22 protein-coding genes and 1 pseudogene are annotated in these 19,581 nt (G+C 67.0%); 13 read left to right on the top strand and 10 right to left on the bottom strand.

Annotated elements, in window-relative coordinates:
* Window positions 1–61: 61 nt before the first annotated feature.
* Both OG878_RS41620 and OG878_RS41625 read left to right on the top strand, forming a co-directional pair.
* Window positions 62–697: an arsenate-mycothiol transferase ArsC gene (locus tag OG878_RS41620; RefSeq protein ID WP_328891903.1), complete on the top strand. Its 636-nt coding sequence runs from the start codon at window positions 62–64 to the stop codon at window positions 695–697.
* Window positions 698–756: 59 nt separating this feature from the next.
* Window positions 757–1,176 (top strand): arsenate reductase ArsC, encoded by a 420-nt coding sequence (locus tag OG878_RS41625; RefSeq protein WP_328891904.1) that lies wholly within the window; start codon window positions 757–759, stop codon window positions 1,174–1,176.
* 86 nt (window positions 1,177–1,262) lie between these two features.
* On the opposite strand, the gene OG878_RS41630 is transcribed toward OG878_RS41625, so the two are convergent.
* Entirely contained in the window at window positions 1,263–1,421 is a 159-nt protein-coding gene (locus tag OG878_RS41630) for a hypothetical protein (protein WP_328891905.1), read from the bottom strand.
* Between the two features lie 192 nt (window positions 1,422–1,613).
* Here OG878_RS41630 and OG878_RS41635 point away from each other — a divergent pair, with 192 nt between their 5' ends.
* Window positions 1,614–2,156 (top strand): GNAT family N-acetyltransferase, encoded by a 543-nt coding sequence (locus OG878_RS41635; protein ID WP_328891988.1) that lies wholly within the window; start codon window positions 1,614–1,616, stop codon window positions 2,154–2,156.
* Between the two features lie 227 nt (window positions 2,157–2,383).
* Here the strand turns inward: OG878_RS41635 and OG878_RS41640 are convergent, their stop codons facing one another.
* On the bottom strand, window positions 2,384–2,551 hold the full coding sequence (locus tag OG878_RS41640) for a hypothetical protein (RefSeq protein WP_328891999.1): 168 nt from the start codon (window positions 2,549–2,551) through the stop codon (window positions 2,384–2,386).
* Window positions 2,552–2,635: 84 nt separating this feature from the next.
* Between OG878_RS41640 and OG878_RS41645 the strand changes: the two genes are divergently transcribed.
* The 4 genes and pseudogenes from OG878_RS41645 to OG878_RS41660 all read left to right on the top strand — a co-directional run bounded on the left by OG878_RS41645 (window position 2,636) and on the right by OG878_RS41660 (window position 4,168).
* On the top strand, window positions 2,636–3,019 hold the full coding sequence (locus OG878_RS41645; protein ID WP_443049311.1) for a hypothetical protein: 384 nt from the start codon (window positions 2,636–2,638) through the stop codon (window positions 3,017–3,019).
* A complete protein-coding gene (locus OG878_RS41650) occupies window positions 2,994–3,320 on the top strand; it encodes an FG-GAP repeat domain-containing protein (protein ID WP_328891906.1) in 327 nt (108 codons plus the stop codon). The genes OG878_RS41645 and OG878_RS41650 overlap by 26 nt, the downstream gene beginning before the upstream one ends.
* A 92-nt stretch (window positions 3,321–3,412) precedes the next feature.
* Window positions 3,413–3,905, top strand: a pseudogene (locus tag OG878_RS41655) (DNA polymerase III subunit alpha); the annotation flags it as partial.
* Window positions 3,906–3,928: 23 nt separating this feature from the next.
* The gene (locus OG878_RS41660; protein ID WP_328891907.1) at window positions 3,929–4,168 is read left to right on the top strand and encodes an ATP-binding protein; all 240 of its coding nucleotides are present in this window, start codon (window positions 3,929–3,931) and stop codon (window positions 4,166–4,168) included.
* A gap of 46 nt (window positions 4,169–4,214) precedes the next feature.
* Here the strand turns inward: OG878_RS41660 and OG878_RS41665 are convergent, their stop codons facing one another.
* Window positions 4,215–5,870: an IS1182 family transposase gene (locus tag OG878_RS41665; protein ID WP_328886378.1), complete on the bottom strand. Its 1,656-nt coding sequence runs from the start codon at window positions 5,868–5,870 to the stop codon at window positions 4,215–4,217.
* Window positions 5,871–6,149: 279 nt separating this feature from the next.
* Between OG878_RS41665 and OG878_RS41670 the strand changes: the two genes are divergently transcribed.
* A complete protein-coding gene (locus OG878_RS41670; protein WP_328891908.1) occupies window positions 6,150–6,635 on the top strand; it encodes a hypothetical protein in 486 nt (161 codons plus the stop codon).
* Between the two features lie 464 nt (window positions 6,636–7,099).
* Window positions 7,100–7,645: a hypothetical protein gene (locus tag OG878_RS41675; RefSeq protein ID WP_328891909.1), complete on the top strand. Its 546-nt coding sequence runs from the start codon at window positions 7,100–7,102 to the stop codon at window positions 7,643–7,645.
* Between the two features lie 363 nt (window positions 7,646–8,008).
* Here OG878_RS41675 and OG878_RS41680 read toward each other — a convergent pair whose 3' ends face one another.
* Window positions 8,009–8,359, bottom strand: a complete 351-nt coding sequence (locus OG878_RS41680) for a DUF6300 family protein (RefSeq protein ID WP_328891910.1) — start codon at window positions 8,357–8,359, stop codon at window positions 8,009–8,011.
* Entirely contained in the window at window positions 8,356–11,943 is a 3,588-nt protein-coding gene (gene dnaE, locus OG878_RS41685) for a DNA polymerase III subunit alpha (protein WP_328891911.1), read from the bottom strand. Before dnaE ends, OG878_RS41680 begins: the two co-directional genes overlap by 4 nt.
* A 685-nt stretch (window positions 11,944–12,628) precedes the next feature.
* Between dnaE and OG878_RS41690 the strand changes: the two genes are divergently transcribed.
* Window positions 12,629–12,811, top strand: coding sequence for a transposase (locus tag OG878_RS41690; RefSeq protein ID WP_328891990.1), 183 nt, complete (start codon window positions 12,629–12,631; stop codon window positions 12,809–12,811).
* On the opposite strand, the gene OG878_RS41695 is transcribed toward OG878_RS41690, so the two are convergent.
* The 4 genes from OG878_RS41695 to OG878_RS41710 all read right to left on the bottom strand — a co-directional run bounded on the left by OG878_RS41695 (window position 12,785) and on the right by OG878_RS41710 (window position 14,743).
* Window positions 12,785–13,063, bottom strand: a complete 279-nt coding sequence (locus OG878_RS41695; RefSeq protein WP_328891912.1) for a hypothetical protein — start codon at window positions 13,061–13,063, stop codon at window positions 12,785–12,787. The genes OG878_RS41690 and OG878_RS41695 overlap by 27 nt on opposite strands.
* A 208-nt stretch (window positions 13,064–13,271) precedes the next feature.
* Window positions 13,272–13,892, bottom strand: a complete 621-nt coding sequence (locus tag OG878_RS41700; RefSeq protein WP_328891913.1) for a dihydrofolate reductase family protein — start codon at window positions 13,890–13,892, stop codon at window positions 13,272–13,274.
* Entirely contained in the window at window positions 13,892–14,398 is a 507-nt protein-coding gene (locus OG878_RS41705; RefSeq protein WP_328891914.1) for an SRPBCC family protein, read from the bottom strand. Before OG878_RS41705 ends, OG878_RS41700 begins: the two co-directional genes overlap by 1 nt.
* Before the next feature lie 3 nt (window positions 14,399–14,401).
* The gene (locus OG878_RS41710) at window positions 14,402–14,743 is read right to left on the bottom strand and encodes an ArsR/SmtB family transcription factor (RefSeq protein WP_328891915.1); all 342 of its coding nucleotides are present in this window, start codon (window positions 14,741–14,743) and stop codon (window positions 14,402–14,404) included.
* A gap of 708 nt (window positions 14,744–15,451) precedes the next feature.
* Between OG878_RS41710 and OG878_RS41715 the strand changes: the two genes are divergently transcribed.
* The gene (locus OG878_RS41715; RefSeq protein ID WP_328891916.1) at window positions 15,452–15,976 is read left to right on the top strand and encodes a hypothetical protein; all 525 of its coding nucleotides are present in this window, start codon (window positions 15,452–15,454) and stop codon (window positions 15,974–15,976) included.
* A gap of 501 nt (window positions 15,977–16,477) precedes the next feature.
* Complete coding sequence (locus OG878_RS41720) at window positions 16,478–17,173, top strand: hypothetical protein (protein ID WP_328891917.1); 696 nt, start codon at window positions 16,478–16,480, stop codon at window positions 17,171–17,173.
* 385 nt (window positions 17,174–17,558) lie between these two features.
* Here the strand turns inward: OG878_RS41720 and OG878_RS41725 are convergent, their stop codons facing one another.
* Window positions 17,559–17,822 (bottom strand): hypothetical protein, encoded by a 264-nt coding sequence (locus tag OG878_RS41725; RefSeq protein ID WP_328891918.1) that lies wholly within the window; start codon window positions 17,820–17,822, stop codon window positions 17,559–17,561.
* Window positions 17,823–17,996: 174 nt separating this feature from the next.
* On the opposite strand from OG878_RS41725, the gene OG878_RS41730 reads away from it, so the two are divergent.
* Window positions 17,997–19,388 carry an IS1380 family transposase gene (locus tag OG878_RS41730; protein ID WP_328885304.1) on the top strand — a complete coding sequence of 464 codons (1,392 nt, stop codon included), beginning with the start codon at window positions 17,997–17,999 and terminating at the stop codon, window positions 19,386–19,388.
* The last annotated feature ends 193 nt before the right edge of the window (window positions 19,389–19,581 follow it).

The following is a 19,581-nucleotide window of genomic DNA, read 5'->3' on the forward strand; positions in this document are numbered from 1 at the left end:
CATCACTCGGCGCTGATACCAGTCGGTGCTGATCTTCTGGAACCCGCCGAAGGGGGTTCTCGTGTCCCCGTCCCCTGTCCTGCCCGATGAACGCCTTGCTGCTGACGCCGCCCGCCTGGCCACCGCGCACCGCGGCCGCTTCTGTGCGGAGACCGTGCAGCGGGTCATCACCGACTCCTACGAGCGCCTCGCCGCGACCGCCCGCGTCACCACGCATTTGGTCGTCCTGGGCGAACGCCTGGCGGCCGAACGCCTGGACGCCCTGGCACACATCGAGGGGGCGCCGGGCAGCGGACTGCCCCGGGTGCTGTTCGTCTGCAGCCACAACTCCGGACGCTCGCAGCTCGCCGCGGCGCTGCTCGCCCACCGTGCCCAGGGACATGTGACGGTGTCGTCCGCCGGCACCCATCCCGCCGCGGCCGTCGAGCCGGCGGTGGCCCAGGTCCTCACCGAGACAGGCGTCCTGTCCGCGGAGACCGCCTTCCCCAAGCCGCTGACCGACGCGGTGGTCCAGGCCGCCGACATCGTGATCACGATGGGCTGCGGCGACGCCTGCCCCATCGTGGTCGGCCGCCGCTACCTGGACTGGCCCGTCGCCGACCCCGAAGGCGCCCCGATCGCTGTGGTGCGCACTATTCGCGACGCGATCGACGCGCACATCACCGGGCTGCTCGACTCACTGCCGAGTACCGCCTGAGTTCCCCTGCCATCACCGCTTCTTTGAACTGCTCGCTCCACGCTATGAAGGAAGAACCGATGTCCTCCTCCCCGCTCGCCTCCGTGCTGTTCGTCTGCGTTCACAACGCCGGGCGCTCGCAGATGGCCGCCGGATTCCTCACTCACCTCGCGGGCGACCGTATCGAGGTCCGCTCCGCCGGCTCGATCCCCGGCGACCAGGTCAACCCCGCCGCGGTCGAGGCCATGAAGGAGGTCGGCGTCGACATCTCCGACCAGAAGCCGAAGATCCTCACGACCGAGGCCGTCCAGGCATCCGACTACGTGATCACGATGGGCTGTGGCGACGCCTGCCCGATCTTCCCCGGCAAGAAGTACCTCGACTGGGCACTGGAGGACCCGGCGGGCAAGGGCGTCGAGTCCGTGCGCCCGATCCGCGACGAGATCAAGACCCGCATCGAGGCCCTGATCGCCGAGATCGACGCAAAGCAGGAGGCATGAGCGGCGTGACCGACTCCGGCATACGCAAGGTTGTCCATCGGCTCCGGCCGCCTATCCTCCCCAGCTCGGCGAGCGTCTGGGCGGAATCAGGGCTCGGAGCCCCAGTCGACATCGACCAGCTCCAACGACAGATCGCTCTGCTCGAACAGGACCTCTCCGAGAAGCCGGGCGAGCTCGAAGAACGGACCGAGGAGCTTGAGGCGGCTCGAGCTGCAAACCGTGAGCTGACCCGGTCCCTCAACCACCGGTCCTGACCTGCTGAAGTCACAGCGTAGTTTTCCGGGGGGCCTGTCGGCCCCCGGAAAACCCCGGACTCAGAGTTACGACCTGGTGCGCAATTGCCTCGCGCATGAGCCGCCCCGCGATTTACCCTCGCGGCCATGACGTCACACGATGCGCCTGAAGGCTCCCTGATCGCTCCCGGTGGTGCCGGGCTGGTGATCCGGCAAGAGACCGCTGACGATCACCGAGATGTGCGCGAGGTTCACACGCGCGCCTTCGGTGACAGCGATCGAGTTCCCGGGCTCGTGGAGGCACTTCGCGTTGCGGAGGCTGCATTGGCGCCGATGTCCTTTGTCGCCACCGTTGATGACCGGGTCGTCGGGCATGTCCTGCTGAGCGCGACGCGGTTGGATGCTCCGCGTCGGATCGTGGACGTCCTGTCGCTGTCACCGCTGGGCGTGGTCCCGGAGTTCCAGCGTCAGGGCATCGGTACGCAGCTCATCGCCCACGCCCTCGAGGCGGCCGACAGCAAGGGTGTGCCGTTGGTATTCCTGGAGGGTTCGCCGCACTACTACGGCACGCGCGGCTTCGAGGGTGCCGGCGCGGTGGGCTTTCGTTCGCCGTCGCTGCGTATCCCGGAAGCCGCGTTCCAGGTCGCCCGGTTGTCCGCTCACGAGCCGTGGATGACGGGCACCTTCGTCTACTCAGAGGTCTTTTGGGCCTTTGACTGCGTCGGCCTGCGCGACCCCGAGGACTGAGGGGCTACCCGACTCGACCTGATCCTCAGGACTGTCACAGTGGGGATGTCCAGCTCGTCGTCGGTTGCGTGCGATCGGCAAGGCGTCGGGCCGTAACGTGAACAGGGCCGTGGGGTTCATTGGATGTGTCGTCTCAATGGGCCCGTACGGCCCTGTCTCATTCTGCCTTCACGGGCCTGTCGCGTGCACATCTCGGCAACTTGATCGAGGAGTTGGCCGGGCCTTGGTCAGCTCAACGCGAGAGCCGACTGCACGAGCGACGCCACGGTGAACGCCTTCGGGCCGCAGGTGCGGGCCGCCTGCACGGGCTGGTCTTCGTAGAACGGGTCCTGGTCACCCGCGCGCACCTGCGGCTGGACCCACCGGCCCGGAAGGCGCCGGTTCGTCTCAGGCAAGCGGCGGCAGAACACCCACAAGTGCACCGTCGCCCGACAGCAAGGGCCGTCCGCTGTGCGTCGGCGCCCCACCGGCCAGGCAAGATGCATGACCAGACCGCGCTCAAGACCGAAGGCATTGAGGACCTACTCAGCCAGTTCCTCCAAGTCGAACTGTCCCTGGACTCCGGCTACCAGAGCCTGGCCAAGCTCGGCCCGAAGCGGATCGTGGTCCCGCCGCCCAAGCCTGGCCAAGCCGCCTCTGCGGACGAGATCACCGTCTACCAGCGTGCGCACCGACATCAGTCGTCCGAACGTATCTGCGTCGAGCACGCCATCGCCGAGATCAAAACCTGGAGAGTCCTCAAGCGCTACCACGGCAAGCGGGAGCACCTGGCCCCCGGGCACCGGCAGCGGGGGCCTCGGCGCGCGCAAGCTCACCGGTACCGGCGGCTGGAACGGCATGGGGCAGCTTGCTGCGTTCGGTGACCTGACCGGCGACGGCCGCTCCGACCTTCTCGGCGTGGACAAGGCCACCGGCAAGCTGTGGCTCTACCCGGGCACCGGCAACGGGAGCCTCGGCGCGCGCAACCTCGTCGGCACCGGCGGCTGGAACTACATGGACCACATCCTCGGCGTCGGCGACACCTCCGGCGACGGACGACCCGACCTGGAGGCGGCCGACGGCTTCTCGCTCTACGAGTACCAGGGGCTCGCCACCGGCGGCCTGCGCAAGGTCGACAACTACAACGGCACCTGGTGGGCGCTGGAAGGCGCCACTGCCTTCTGATCCACCCGTGAACGGCCTTGCCAGCCCCGCGCGACCTGCTCCGGACCGGCTTGGCTCTCACCGGACTTGCGCCGGGCAGACCGCACCCGCGGTCTGCCGTGCCGGAGACCTGGCGGGCGCGTCACGCGCTGCGTGACACCGGCCTCGCCCTGGGTCTGCCCCCGCAGACGGTCGACAAGATCGCGAAGTCCTTCCCTCACATCCGGGCCTGCGACATCCGCGGAGCGCTCAAGGAGCTGCCCGAGCTGCGGCAGCTCGCCACCGGGGCAGATTCGTACGGTCCGCTGTGGGAGCTCGCCGAAGGGCTCGACGCTCTACCGCGTGGGATCGCGATGCACCCGTGCAGTGTGATCCTTTCGAACGCGACCTTGCTGGACCGGCTGCCGGTGCAGCCGACGCCGGGCGGGCAGTACCCGATGGTGCAGGCCGACAAGGTGGGACGTCGAAGACCTCGGCCTGCTCAAGCTCGATGTTCTCGGGGTGCGGATGCAGTCGGCGATGGCGCATGCCGTCACCGAGATCCGGCGCACGACCGGGCGGCAGATCGACCTCGACAACCCCGATCACGTGCCGCTGGACGACCAGTTCGCCTCGCCGGAGAAGCCCAGTTGAGCGAGCTGGTCAGCACCCGTATCCGCACTACGGCCGCGAAGCTCGGTCTGCCCCACCTGGCCGACAGCGTGAATCAGTACGCCAACCGGGCAGACGATGCCAAGCTGGGCTACCTCGACTTCCTCGACCTCGTCCTGGCCGAAGAACTCGCCGTCCGCGACGACCGCCGCTTCCGCCAAGGCCTACGGCTCTCCAAACTGCCGCACCACAAGACCGTCAACGTGACCCGGCCCTGAAGGACTCCGTTGGAAAATGCGTAAACCGGCGGGTGTGATCTTGTCGTCAGGCGGCGAGTTGGAGTCGGGCGAGGTATGAGGTGCGGGTTTGGCCTAGGGGTGTTTCGCTGAGCCAGGCGTCGAGTCTGATGATGTTGATGGCGGTGGCGGCGAAGATGTGTCCGAGGTGGGTTTTGGGCAGGCCCGTGTAACGGGTCCGGCGGATGCGGGTGCGCCGGATTGCCTGGGAGATGGTGCCCTCCACTCCGGCGCGGATGTTGTAGCGCTGCTGCCACTGGTCGGTGAGCTGTTCGCGGCGTCGGTCTTCCAGTGCTGCCTGCTGGTCTTGGGGCAGCAGGGTCAGGCTTCGGCCCCACTTGCCGTTCGCCGCCTTGGTGCACTTGTCCTGCACCGGGCAGGCCGCGCAGTCCTGGGCGGTGAAGTGCACCCGTGAGACGGGAGTGCCACTGCTCTTGCGCTGGTCGGACCAGCTGGCACTGATCTTGCCCTGGGGACAGACGGCGTTCTTGGCTTCCCAGTCGATCGTGAACGCGCTCTGCGTGAAGTGCTCACCCTCGTAGTTCTCGTGGCACGTATCCAGCCCGACCGGCCCCAGCAGCTCGATCCCATGTGCGTCGCGCGCGGCCACGATGTGGGCGGCGGTGACGTAGCCGGCATCGACGTCGTGCTCATCGGGTAGCAGTTCACGTGTGGCCAGGCCCTGGTGGACTGCTGCGGTGACCTCGGTGTCGGCGACGGTGGCGTCCGTGGTGACGACATGGGTGATCAGGTGCGGGGCGTGGGGTTCGCAGGTCTCGCTGAGGTGGGTCTTGTAGCCGCACCAGCCCGATCCGCGCTTGGTCGCGTAGCGGGCGTCGGGGTCGTAGGGCGAGGCGAGGCGGCGTCTGCCCGGCGGGAGGTCTTTGCCCTCCCGCCAGCGCACCTCCTCGCCGTCGCGGTGGTACTGCTCCACCCAGGCCCGGCGCAGGACCTGGACAGCGGGGACTTCCCGTAACCACGCGGGAGCCTGGGGTGCGTAGACGGCCTCCAGGATGGTGAGGCCGTCCCTGCCGACCTGCCCGGCCCACTCGGCGCGGACGTTGTCGCCCTTGGGGAAGCGGTAGGAGTCGATCCGGGCGCCGTAGCGTTTGGCCCAGTCGGCGGTGACCAGCGGCGACAGCCATGCTGGGGCGGCGGCGGCCAGGGCTTCCAGCGCCGCGCGCAGGGTCTCGCCGACGAACTCCATCCGGTTCAACGTCCGCACGGCCGCGAGAACATGGGTGGAGTCGGTGCGCTGACGCCCCCCGGAACGCAGCAGCCCGAGGTCAGATATCCGCTCCAGGATCAGGTCCAGGACCTTTTCCTCCAGGCCGTGCTCGATCAGCCGGGCGCGGAAGTCGCTCAGCACGGAGAAGTCGAACCCCGAATCGTCCAGCTCCAGACCAAGGAGGAACTTCCAGTCCATGCGGGCCCGCACCTGGTCAGCGGCCTGCCTGTCGGTCAGCCCCTCTGCGTATTGCAGCACCGACACAAGCGCCAGCGCCCCCGGCGACACCGCCGGACGACCCCGTGACGAAAACGCCCCAGCGAAGGAATCGTCTTCGAACAGCGGGCCCAGCACTTCACGCACGCGGACAGCCAGTGTCCCCTTCGGGAACGATGCCCGCACGACCCGAGCAGTCAGCTCCGGCACCCCACGGTCGTCCCGAGACTCCAGCGACACCCAGCCCCCCTCGCTCCGACGAACAGAACGATCATGTCAACCTCAGCAAGCCGACGAGCCCGGTTTACGCATTTTCCAACGGAGTCGTGAACGCCCGGGGTTCCGCGCTAGATCCCGCTGAACTTATCTGGGGTAGTAGTGAAGGATTCCCACAAAGCTGCTGTTCAGGACGTTGCGGACGCGTCAGGAAGGCGGCTGAGGGTCACCCTCCGCCCAGGCTGCCTGCTCTTGGAGGTAATCCGCTGTCCTGTTGGAGTGGTGCTTCCGTAGGATCACGTAATGACTGCCGATGCCCCGCTCACCCGAGAGTCGTTCCGGCGCCTCCATCCGATCAGCACGCCCCGGCCGGTGTCTCAGTTGCCGGGCCGGGTCTGGACCGACGAGGACTGGGACCAGATCCGGCGCGGGTATCACGCCCGGGACATGGATGAGAAGTGGAACGTCTTCGCTGAAGGCGATGTCCTTTTCATGCACCGGAGTTGGACCGGCCGCGGCATCTATGAGGCGTCCTTTGCCCCCGGGACTGGTGGTGGGAGGAGGATCACCTCTGCTGTCGTGGAGGCCGATGGGGAGCGCTATCGGAGCAGGGGCGACGAGTACGACTGTCTGATGATGGAGCTGATCATCAGCGCGATCGTCCTTGGTGAGCCCGCCGCCGAACTCCGGGCCGGCCTTGTGGGGTTGACTGCCGGGGCTTCGGGAAAGAGTGCTCTTCCCTCGGGTGTGGTGGAGCACAGTGCTCTGGGATTGCGCTCTGGATCGTAAGTTCTGCAGCCCGGAGAGTGCTGTCACAGCCCTGAGCCGTATGACTGGATCACGCGTTGCAAGCGCAGGATCTCACTGTGTGCGGCGGCCAGTCGCTGTTCGAGCTCTTGGACACGCTCGCGGTGGGGTGGTGCGCTCACGACAAAGGGTTTCGGTAAGGGTATGGATGACCGTGGCGTCGTCGGCTGAGGGCGCCTGAGGGGGAGGCGGGTCCTCGGTCCGTTGCTGACCGCGCAGGATTTCGATGCGTTTGCGCAGATCGGTGTGAGCATAGACGAAGTCCAGGCTGACGCTTGCCCTGCGGGCTACGGCCCGGAAGTTGATCTCCTCGCCATGTCGGGGTGCCGCCGGTTGCATCGACGCTACGAGCGCAAGTCCGAGCACTTCATGGGCTTCACGGCGATCGCGGTGACTCATCTGCCTGCGACGTCTGGGTGTCAGCGCCGGCCGGTAGCGTCTGCGGAGTGACCGACGACGTTGTTGTCTGGCACCAGCTCGCCGCATTGCTGCCAGAAGCCGAAGCCCAGGAGATCAAGGACTGCTGGGACATCGGCGAGCAGGAAGCGGGGCTTGGCCTGCTCGTCTCCGGGCTCCTCGCCCACCAGGTACCGATCAGTGAGACGGTCAGGGCGCAGATATCCGTGCTCGCGGAGGTCTGGGGCGAGAGGCAGTCGCTCACGCCCCGGATCCTTCAATGCCGTGGGGACGACGAGCCGGCCCAGCTGAAGCTGATCGAACACGCTGACAACATCGTCAACTCGTCGGCGGTCGGGGGCGACCCGGACGTGGTCAACGTCCTCGTGCCGTGGATCGCCTGCACGCGATGCGGCCATGTCCTGACACGGGCCCACACCCGAGAACCCTGGGGAGACCTCTCCTACCTAGCGGGAAACTACGTGATCACATCGCCGGAGGGCGACGCGGTCCAGCGATTCTTCCCCGCCGACTCCGCTGGCACGGCCTTCGCCGCCCTCTTGGCTGAGTGCGCAGAGCCCACGAACGATCGCTGATCCGGAAAGCACACCGCCAAAAGAAACCCTCCGACGCGCCGATCGCGGACCTATTGCCGGGCCACATGTCACACAGCTGTACTGGTAGTTGGAGGCGCTCACGGCAAAGCGGGGACGCCCGTGATCACCGGCTGATCCGGCATAGATACCCATCTACGGACGTACCGCCGTCCGGCGTCGCCGTTATCGCAACGCCGTCGCAGAACGGCGACTCCTGCCGCACGGGCAACTGTCCTCGGGCGAGATGCGCTGATGGCCGGCCGCCGCTTGCCACACACGCTGCTCGGACAGCAATTACGACGGGCAGTAACCGCCCGGCATGACAATGCGCCGACGGGATCCTCCCCGCCGGCGCACTGCCGTCTACAGATCCCCGTTGCGGAAGCGCTCGCATTCGTCGTCGAGCCGGTGCTCATCCGCCTGGCGGGCACGCACAACCGCTAACCAGGCAGCGGCGAGATTGTTGAAGGCCTCCAGTTCGAAGGCACCCATCGTCTCGTGCACTTCGAAGAACGCCAGGAGCCCGTCAGCGCCTGGCTCACCGTGATCACAAGCCGGGCACAGCATGGCCTCCCGCACACCTGGGATCTCTTCACCGCAGGCGTTCTTCCAGGAGTGAGAGAACCGGGCCGAGAGCAGCCCCGGCCCCTCGCACCGTGCGCAGTTCGGCGGATCGGCGAGTTGCAGGACGATTTCGTCGTCCTCATCGCTCACGCAGCGCCCTGCCATGCGTCGGGGCCGAAGGTGCCCTTGATGTCGGAGGCGACCGAGGTCGGGTCTACCAGGAATCCCAGCTCGTACAGGACGGTCTTTGCGTGAGTCTGGACTCGCATCCGTACCGGGCTTTCGCCTTTGTGCGCGGCAAGGATGCGCTTCAGCTCGGCGACCGTACGCTCGTTGATCTTGTAGGCGGAGAAGGACAGCGTGACCGGTGGCCGGCCGCCGCTCTCTGCTGAGGACACGTCCAGTACCTGGATTTCCTGCCCGAAGATACTGACCGCCCCGTCGCGGTCGTTGAGGCGGCCCTGGACGGAGACGACGGTGTCGGCGATCAGAGCGTGCTGGACGAGGGTGTAGGTGGCGGGGAAGAAGAGGATCTCCATCTCGCCGTCTCGGTCTGCGAGGTTGATGATTGCCCAGGGGTTGCCCTGCTTGGTCATCCGACGGTCCACGCTGGTGATGAGGCCGGACAGTTGGACAGTGCCTTCGGTTCGGCCCGAGCCGAGCAGTTCGCTGATCGTGGTGTCCCGGTTGCGGGACAGGATGTGCTCGGTGCCGTCCAGCGGGTGCGCGGAGACGTACAGCCCGAGCATCTCGCGCTCTGCGGCCAGCAACATCTTGCGGGGCCACTCGCTGTCGTCGATGGGAAAGTCCAGGCCGAAGACCGGTTCGTCGCTGTCGCCACCGAGGTCGCCGAACAGATCGTCCTGCCCGATCGCGGCCTGCTTCTTCACCGGAATAATTGCGTCGATGGCGTCCTCATGCATGGCCGACAGCCCTTTGCGGCTGTGCTGGAGGGAGTCGAAGGCGCCGGCCTTGATCAGCGATTCGACAGCGCGCTTGTTGAGGGCACCGATGTCGGCCTTGTCGAGGAAGTCGGGGAAGGAGGTGTACTTGCCCTTGGCTTTGCGGGAGGCCACCAGGGAGTCGATGACGCCCTCGCCGACGTTGCGGACCGAGCGGAGCCCGAAGCGTACGTCGTTGCCGATGGCGGTGAAGTTGGCGACGGACTCGTTGATGTCCGGCTGCAGTACCGAAACGCCGAGCTTCCGGGCGTCGGCCAGGTAGATCGCCGCCTTGTCCTTGTCGTCGCCCACGGAGGTGAGGAGCGCGGCCATGTACTCGGCCGGGTAGTTCGCCTTGAGGTAGGCGGTCCAGTAGGAGACAAGTCCGTATCCGGCGGTGTGGGACTTGTTGAACGCGTAGCCCGAGAACGGGAGCATGACGTCCCACAGGTCCTTGATGGATTCCTCGGAGTAGCCGTTGCCCTTCATCCCGCCGTGGAATTTTTCCCACTCGGCGGCCAGTACCTCGGGTTTCTTCTTACCCATTGCTCGCCGTAGCAGGTCGGCGCCGCCCAGGGTGTACCCGGCGAGCTGCCGGGCGATGGCCATGATCTGCTCTTGGTAGATGAGCAGGTGGAAGGTGTTGCCGAGGATCGGCTCGAGGGCGTCCTGCAGTTCCGGGTGGATCGGCTGGATTTCCTGGCGGCCGGTCTTGCGGTGCGCGTAGTTGGTGTGCGCGTTTGCCGCCATGGGGCCGGGCCGGTAGAGGGCAAGGGCTGCGGCGATGTCCTCGAACCGGGAGGGCTCCATCAGCTTCAGCAGGGTCCGCATGCCGCCGCCGTCGAGCTGGAACACGCCGAAGGTGTCGCCGCGTGCCAGGAGCTGGAAGGTCGTGGCGTCATCCAGCGGGATCTGCTGCGCACCGTCCGTCGGCATCGTGTCGGTGGTGATGTTGATGCCGCGGTTTTCCCGGACGTTCTGGAGCGCGTGGTCGATCACGCCCAGGTTCCGAAGCCCGAGGAAGTCCATCTTGACCAGCCCCATGTCCTCACAACTGGGGTAGTCGAAGCCGGTGATCTTGACGCCGTCCTTGGCGCGCATGTGGAGCGGAATCCGGTCGGTGAGCCGGGTCTTCGACAGGATGACCGCTGCCGCGTGGACGCCGGTGTTACGGATCAGGCCCTCGACGCCCTTGGCGCCGTCGACGACCTTTTTGACGTCCGGTTCGTTCTCGTACAGGGCCCGGATCTCGCCGGCCTCCCCGTAGCGGGGGTGGCTCTCGTCGAAGATCCCGTTGATCGGGATGGACTTGCCCATCACGTCCGGCGGCAGGGCTTTCGTGATCCGCTCGCCGTGACTGAACGGGTAGCCCAGGAGCCGCGATGTGTCCTTGATCGCGTTCTTGGCCTTGAGCTTGCCGAAGGTGTTCACCATGGCGGTGTACTCGTCGCCGTACTTGTCGACGACGTAGCGCACCATCCGGTCACGGTGGCGGTCGTCGAAGTCGAGGTCGACATCCGGCGGGTTGATGCGCTCCGGGTTCAGGAACCGCTCGAAGAGCAGGCCGTGTTCCAGGGGGCACAGCTCGGTGATGCGGGTGGCGTAGGCGACGATCGAGCCGGTTGCGGATCCACGGCCCGGGCCGACGGGGATCTTCTGGTCGCGGGCGTACTGGCAGATGTCCGCGACGACGAGGAAGTAGCTGGAGAAGTTCATCGGGCCGATGACCTTCATCTCGGTCTCGAACCGTTCGAGGACCTCGGCAGGGATCGGGTCGCCGTAGCGCATGGCGAGGCCCTTGAGGCACTCCTTGCGAAGCCAGGACTCCTGCGTCTCGCCCTCGGGCACGCCGGGGAAGTTCGGCATCTCATCGACGTTCTCGAACACCGAGGCGTACGACTCGATGCGCTCCGCGATCAGCAGAGTGTTGTCGCAGGCCTCGGGAATCTCGGAGAACAGCTCCCGCATCTGAGCTGCGGTCTTGAGGTAGTAGCCGGTGCCGTTGAACTTGAACCGGCCCGGGTCGTCCTTGTTCTTTCCTACGCCGATGCACAGCAGGTTGTCGTGCGCGTCCGCGTGCTCTTCGAGGACGTAGTGCGCGTCATTGGTGGCCAGCAGCGGGATGCCGAGATCCTTCGCAAGGCGAAGCAGATCCCCCCGGACGTTGCGCTCCAGGTCCAGGCCGTGGTCCATCAGCTCCAGGAAGTAGTTCTCCTTCCCGAGGATGTCCTGGTACTGGGCTGCAATCTCCCGTGCCTCGGCGTACTGGTTCAGACGCAATCGGGTCTGGATCGCGCCCGAGGGGCAGCCGGTCGTCCCGATGATCCCCTCGGCGTGCTCGGAGATCAGTTCCATGTCCATGCGCGGCTTACCGGCCGGGAACTGTCCCGTGTAGGAAGCTTCCGTCGACAGGTAGAACAGGTTCTGCAGTCCCTTGATGTTCCGCGCCCACATCGTCATGTGGGTGAAGCGGCCACCGCCACTGACGTCCTTCGAGCCCTCACCGTCGTCCGACATCGCCCTGACACCGCCGGGGCCCCAGAACTCCTGCTTGCGGTTTCGACGCGAGGACGGAGCGACGTACGCCTCGATCCCGATGATCGGCTTGACGCCCTGGAAGCCTTTGGCCACTTGCTGGAACTCGTACGCTCCGAACATGTTGCCGTGGTCGCTCATGGCGATGGCCGGCATGCCCTGACGCTCTACCTCGGCGAACATCGGCTTGAGCCGCTGAGCACCGTCGAGCATCGAGTATTCGGTGTGATTGTGCAGGTGAACAAAGCTGTCGGACACCGGGCAGGCACCTCCGAGGCGCTCGTGGAGAGCCTTGACCCTATCCCCCAGCGGGACGTGGAGAGCGCTCCCCCGCCCGCTTCAATGATGATCAAAAGGGATCCAAACGATGACCTCGGGTGATCACGCAAAGTTGTCACCGTGCACTCTCAGTCGCCGCCCTCGGCGGGATTTCCTGCGTCTCGTAGCGGCCATCGCGCAGACGGATGGTGCGCTACAGCGCAGACAGTCAGAGCTTGGCCGAGGCGCGGCCGGTAGCGGGCGACGACCTCCTCCCGGGGATGCTCGTGCCCCATCTGTCGCGCAGTCACCGTGAACTCTGCCTTCGCGTCCGTGTTGGCTGCTGCCGTCGGTGAGTCGGACGGCCCGGCGTCTTGGCCGGCCGCGGTTGTCGGGTGCAGACAGCGGTGACCGGTGACGCGGCCTCTGACTCGCCGGGTCGACCTGCCGATGGAGGCGATCGAGCTGGATCAGTTCCGGCGGGAGCACGCCGGTGAGAGCTACTGGTGCGGGACCGAGGATGCCAGCATCAGCTGACGACCAAGCTATACACCGAGCCTCTCTGAACTAAGTCCGAGAAGGCGGTTGGCCTGTCGTCATGGCCGCAAACGGTTCATTGATCACCGTCTGGGAAGGCTGGAATGCCGGCGCTTCGGATCTGAGCGGGGTCTGAGCGTGTAGGGGGATCCACCGGTCGATGGCCGCACCGCCGCCCAACGGGCCGACGGGGGGCGCGTTCAACAACCTGATCCACCGCATCAAGCGAGTCGGATTCGGGTTCCGCCGCTTCCGCAATTACCGAGTCCGCGCCCTGCTCTACGCCGGCAGACCGAACTGGGACCTACTCGCCACCATCACGCCCCGCTGAAATCGGAGAGCCAGTAAACGGGGCGTAGTCGGTGTCGATCACCACCAGGGGAACATCGACGCGCCACTCAGCCGACCCCGTGCCGTCGACACCCTCACAGGGAACGAACGGCACCACCTTCGACTGGAACAAGGCATTCAGCTCGTCTTCGGTGACCTGCTCCGGTGACCAGCCGTCGTTCTCGGTGGCGTCGATCACCAGCCCGGTCTGCACCAGGTTGGCCAGCTCGATCGCCGCCTCGTAGCGAGCCACGAACGCTGCTTCGTCGCCGTCTCGTTGCTGGGAAGTTCGTCGTAGCCGGGGATCACTGCGGACAGCAGTTCGGACACCGTGTCGGCGTACATGGCCGGCTCCCCGCCCCCCTAGGTGGGCACGTATCGCCATCCGTCGTCGCCGCCAGGGCGGGCCGGGCTGTCCGCGGGCAGCTGACCTCGGCGGGAGAGCGCTGAGTCCGGGACAGTTACCGCTCCCGGACGGTGTAGGTCAGGTGCGTCACCCTTGGGGAGGGCTCCGCGCGGACCGGCTCCAGGGCCACGCGGGCCGCGTCCACGTCCTCGAACAGGCGGATCCCGGAGCCGAACAGCACGGGGGACAGCGCGATCGAGAACTCGTCGATCAGGCCCGCGTTCACGTACTCCAGGATCGTTGCTCCGCCGCCCGCGATGCGGACGTCGAGGTCGCCGGCGGCCTCGCGGGCCAGGTCGAGCGCGGCCTCGATGCCGTCGTTGACGAAGTGGAAGGTGGTCCCGCCCGGCCGCTCCCACGGGTCACGCTTGGTGTGCGTCACGACGAAGACCGGGGTGCGGAACGGCGCCTCCTCCGGCCACATCTGCTCGCCGGCGTCGAACATGCGCTTGCCCATCACGCTCGCGCCGGTGCGCTCGAACGTCTCCCGCACGATGTCGTTGTCGCGCCCCTCCTCGCCGCCCTCGCCGAGCTTCAGGTTCTCCCGGAAGAACCGCAGCGGGAAGATCCACTGCTGCAGTTCCATCCACTGCTGCCCCATCAATTCCTCGGGTGACTCGGGCGCGATGAAACCGTCCAGCGACATCGACACGCTGAAGAACACCTTCCCGGCCATCAGCCCTCCGCTCCCATCCGAACGATCTCGGTGACGTACGTAGCCAGGTTGCTCAGGGTCTGCCGGCCGCCCTCGATCGCGTGGTACTTCTCGACCGCCTCGTCGCGCAGCTCCTTGGTGGGGAACACCGTGCGCATCTCGATCCGGGTCGCCGCACCGTCGGGCTCGAACGTCAGGACCGACTCGAAGGCGTTCGGGTCGTCGCGGGACTCACCGTGGAGAAACTCGATCCGCTCCGGCGGGGCGAGCTCGGTCCAGGAGATCCACTCCTGGTAGTCCGTCCCGTCCGGTCCGTGCATCACGAAGTCCCATTCCCCGCCGACGTGGAACTCGAACGCCCGCGTGGTGGTGGTGAACCCCTCCGGCCCCCACCACCGCGACAGGTGCCGCACCTCGGTGAACGCCTCGAACACCAGCTCCCGCGGGGCGTCGATAACCCGGGAGATCACGATCTCGCGGCCAGCTGTCGCCGATGGCGCCGGCGTTCCTTGTTCTGTCGCGCTCATCAACTACTCCTCTTGACTTGTCTGTTTCAGTTCCTGCACATATGCGTCGAGCCGGCCGAAGCTCTCGTTCCAGAACCGCTCGAACCCGCCGGACCACTCGTGGACCGGTCGCAGCCCGCGGGCGTCAAGGCCGTACAGGCGCTGCTTGCCCACCCCGCGAACCCGCACCAGCCCCACCTCCCGGAGCACCCGCAGGTGTTTGGATGCCCCCGGCTGGGTCATCCCCAACTCCTGGGCCAACTCGGTCACCGGCCGCTCACCCGCCCGCAGAAGCACCAGGATCTCCCGGCGCTGCGGCTCGGCGATCGCGTTGAAGACGTCCGACGTCGTCGCTGCTCGTGCCATGGCAGCCATCATATGCTTATATCGGCATGCATCAAGCCCGAGAGGAATCAGGCGGGTCTTGTCAGGTCCGTCCTGGCGGCTTCGACCGGAGCGGGCCGGGGCTCGTTCGGCGGGTCCAGGCAGACGTTGGCAGCGCCCACAGCGTGCCGGTCGGCAAGCCCGCGTCCTCTCGCCGCCACCGCCGGAAGTCCAGCACATCCGCCTCCGTCGCCAGCCGCAAGTCCAGACCCCGCGCCGTCAGGCCCTACCTCGGATCAGCGTGGTTACCGACGTCGGCACCGCCCACGTCGGTTCGGTGGCCAGACAACATCGCCCGCGCCAAGGCGCGGCGGCCAGGTCGCGGTCAGTGACTCCACCGCCAGCCTGATCGTGGCTACGGAACGAGCCGCGACCAGCTGCCCGGGACCGAACTGGCAGTTCATGCGAACCTGACCGCCACCCCGGACACCGAGTCGACCCTGGAGGCATCCGGTTTAACGTTCCTGCTCCCGACGGACCTCCGTCCGCCCCTCGGCGCTATCGGTGGTGCTCAGCTGCTTTGTCGGCGTCGCTCGAACCCTCCTGACGGCGGATCAAGCAAGTTCAACCTCAATGGCCAACTCGTTCGGACGCGCTCTTGTGACGCGCGTAGAACTCGGGCACTATCTCCCTGCTCCACCATGCGGCAGCTCCACCCCGAAAGTTGTCATGAGCAGGAGGAACCCCCCTATGTTGCACCGCCCGAAACTGCGCCCCGCCCTGACCGCCCTCGCCCTCGTCCTCGGCGCGCTGTTCGTCCCCGGAGTCGGCGCCTTCGGCACCGGCGCCACGCAGGCGCACGCCGTCACCAAGCTCACGCACGCGCAGGCGACGTCCCGGTTCAGCTCCTCCGGCATCACCTGGTCGTCGTCCGGCGGCTGCTCCGACCGGAACAACGCCACCTGCACATCCTTCGAGCAGCTCAACCTCGCCACCGCTCAGGGTGCCCAGACCCTGAAGAGCGCCACCGGCTGCGCGCTCAACATCACGGGCGGCACCGAGACCGGGCACGCCAGCGGTACCTACTCCCACTGGAACGGCTACAAGCTCGACTACGGCAAGTCCACCTGTCTCACCAACTACATCCACAGCGCCTTCAGCTACATAGGGCTCCGCGGTGACGGCGCGCCTCAGTACCAGTCCGGCTCCGGGAACATCTACGCGGACGAGGGCAACCACTGGGACGTCCTCTACTACAACTGCGGCGGCTGCTGAGCCGGCAGACAGAAGTGTCCCCGTCCGGCGGACGGGGCACGCCGGGGCTCAGAACCCCACGCCTGCGGGTCCGCCGGTTCACCTGCGCGGACACCTCCTGCGGGCGGCAAACCTTCGCCGCGTCGTCGACGAGTCGATGGCCGTTCGGCGCCTCAGAACGGGCCCTTGCCGTAGGGGCGATCGTCACCGCCACGATCGCCCTGGAGCACTCCCCAGCCAAGGTCCACATCCCGTCACAACAGTGATGACTGTCTGACAGTCCGTCAGCTTCTACGTCACCTTCGCCGGCGTGCCCACCCACCCGCCTGCCTCCGCGGTCACAACGCATACGGCGCCGCCGGATTCCACACGGTCAACCCCGTTCTCCGAGAGCTTGGCCGCGAGCGCCGGGCGGCAGCCGCACCGTCCGTCTCGGTCAGCCGCACACAGGGGGCCCGCTGGCAACACCTGCGGCCGAAGTTTCCCACCGCACCATCCCTCCACAACGAAGGAGTTGCAGTGATGGCCACGATCGGTACAACCCTCCGACGCCGCACCCGTGCCGCCACCGTGCTCGCCGCGGCGGCCGCGCTCGTCGGCCTGCTCCCCACCTCCTCCCAGGCGAACGTCAACAGGTACACCGTCCAGCCGAACTCCCCCAAGCCGGCAGCGTGCAACAACTCCGGCACCATCCCGGCAGGCACCTGGATGCAGAACAAGGTCTGCGGATACTGGGTCGGCACCGCCATGGCCGGCTCGTCCTTCGACGTCCACCAGACCGCCGCCAGCAACTACCACTACGGGCGCAGCTTGGGCGGCAACAACATCTGTGGCTGGATCCCGCCCGGCGCCCTCGGTTCCAGCCCGACCGCGTCCGTCGCGGAGTCATGCAGCGACGCGACCAAGGACAACATCTCGCACCGCCGGACGATCGGATACAACTTCAACGCAGCCGCGCACGCGGCCACGGACGGCACCGCAATCACGGTCGACCCGGCCTGCACGGCGTACTACAACTACTACACGACCAGCACATACAGCGACGGTTCACTGCGCGACGTGGCAGGCAATCCGGGCTCCACCGTGATGTATCGCTTCACGACGAACGGGTCCAACCCCGCGATCGTCGTCCGCGACAGCGCGATCGGCTGGATCTTCCTGAGCCGCTCGTGCGTCACAGACTGGCGCGGCATCACCTTCTACAACGACAACGACTGATACTCCACACTCAACTGCCGGGGCTTGATCGCGTGCCGGGCAAGATGCTCTCCATGATGGAAGCTCCTCCTGCCCGCCCTGCGCCAGGCCGGGCGGCCGGCCGTGGTCATGATGACCGCCGCGGTCCCACCGACCGACGGGGCCCGGTCAGCAGTTCGGGTCTGCCGGGCCCATCCTGATCCTGAGACGTTGTCGAAGGACCGCCCGTAGCCGCACTTGGTGTAAGGACTGTCCCGTAACCCCTGTCGGGCGCACGACGACAGCTGCGGCACCTCGCCGCGTTGTCGGAACGCCCGGATACACCCCGTATGAGGACGCCCCTCCGCCTTGCGATGCACCGCATCCGACGCCGCGCGCTGATCCACCAGGGATTACGGGACAGCCCTTAGGCGCCGATGTAGCCCGGGGTCGTGGTGGTGGGGCCCGGCACCCCTGCATTGCGCAGCCGAGTTGCAGCCCCTGGTCGTCGGCGGGGCTGCAGGCTGGGTTCGCCGGACGGGAGCAGGGCCCATAGTCCGGCGGGAAGCAGGACCAAGGCCGCGGCCACCAGGTAGGGGTGCCGCCACCCCAGCCATTCGCCGAGTGCCCCGCTGAAGGTGGGGGCCAGCAGCATGCCGCCGATCGACCCGCTCAGCACGGTGCCGATCACCGCTCCGCGGTGGTCGAGGGCCCCCAGTCCGGACGCCGGCGGGGACGACCTTAGCCTCGATCCACCGAGTGGCTCGCTTGCTGTGGATGAGCAATCAAGAAGAGGTGCCTGCTGACCTGCGATGATGGGAGTTCTGACGCTTCCAGCACGCACAATCAGCAAGGCACCTCGTAGATGCAAGTTTCCCATACTCCGGCAGCGGTCTCCGCTGCGTTCGATGACCCGAACCTGATCGCGTATGCCGGGCTGCTGCCGGTGCTGCGGCTGGCCGAGCGGTGCGGGCTGTCGCGGTTGGTGGCCGAGAAGGTGAAGCTGACCGGCGCGAAGAACGGGGCTGGGGCTGCGGCGGATGCCAAGGTCACCAGCATTGTGGGCGGCATGGCCGCGGGTGCGGACAGCATCGACGACCTTCACGTCCTGCGGCACGGCGCGATGCCGGCCGTGTTCGCAGGTGCCCGTGCCCCGTCCACGCTGGGCACCTTCCTTCGCTCGTTCACCCACGGTCACGCCCTCCAACTCCACGCTGTCCACCGCCGGTTCCTGGCCGCACTGGCCGCGCACACCCCCTTGTTGCCGGGCTCGGACGAGATGGCGTTCATCGATGTCGACTCCACCCACAAACGCGTCTACGGGCGGGCGAAACAGGGCGCCGAGTACGGCCGGTTCAAGGGCATCCGCACCCTGCACCCGCTGCTCGCCACGGTCTGCACCCCGCAATCGAGGCCGGTGATCGCCGGCGTGCGGATGCGACGCGGCAAAGCAGCAGACTCCCGCGGCGCCCCGAAATTCGTGAGCGAGGCCCTGGCCACCGCCCGCGAGGCCGGCTGCACCGGGACCCGAATCCTGCGGGCCGACTCGCAGTTCTACAACGCCGGTGTGATCGCCGCCTGCCACCGGGCCGGAGCCCACTTCTCGCTCACCACCAGCATGAACCCCTCCATCAAACGAGCCGTCCACAGCATCCCCGACGAGGAATGGCAGCACATCAGTTACCCGACCGCGGTGCCCGACCCCGCCACCGGTGAACTCATCTCGGACGCCGAAGTCGCCGAGATACCCCAATACACCGCCTTCGCGAGCCGCAAAAAGAGCGAGCAGATCACCGCCCGGCTGATCGTGCGCCGGGTCCGTGACCTCGCCAAACCCGCCGTCGTGGGTGAACAGGGCGAGTTGTTCCCCGTCTGGCGCTACCACCCCTTCTTCACCGACCAGCCCGCCGCAACCCTGCAGGCCGAGCGGGAACACCGCCACCACGCCGTGATCGAGCAGGTCATCGCGGACACCAAAGCCGGCGCCCTGGCCCACCTGCCTTCCGGGCACTTCCACGCCAACGCCGCCTGGCTCACCCTGTGGGCGATGACCTACAACCTGCTGCGGGCCACTGGCTCCCTGACCTCCGCCTTCCACGCCAAAGCCACCACCGCCACGATCCGCACCCACCTGGTCCACGTTCCGGCCCGGATCGCCCGCTCCGCCCGCCGCATCACCCTGCACCTGCCACACAACTGGCCCTGGCAGCACGCCTGGACACACCTCTTCCACACCGTTCACGGCCCACCCGGCTGACGCGAACAGCCCCTACCCGACCCGCCCGCCGCCAGGGCCCAACCGGAACCGAACCCGTGGAAAAGCTGGGCAGACCAGCGACTACAACCTGCCCATACCCGAGCGCCGACCTGAAACCGGCTCGAAACCGGTCACAAGATCACTCCCCAAACCACGTCGGTGGATCAAGGCTTAGCGGCCACGGTGGTGAGGC

The organism is Streptomyces sp. NBC_00316 (assembly GCF_036158715.1).
Classification (GTDB): domain Bacteria; phylum Actinomycetota; class Actinomycetes; order Streptomycetales; family Streptomycetaceae; genus Streptomyces.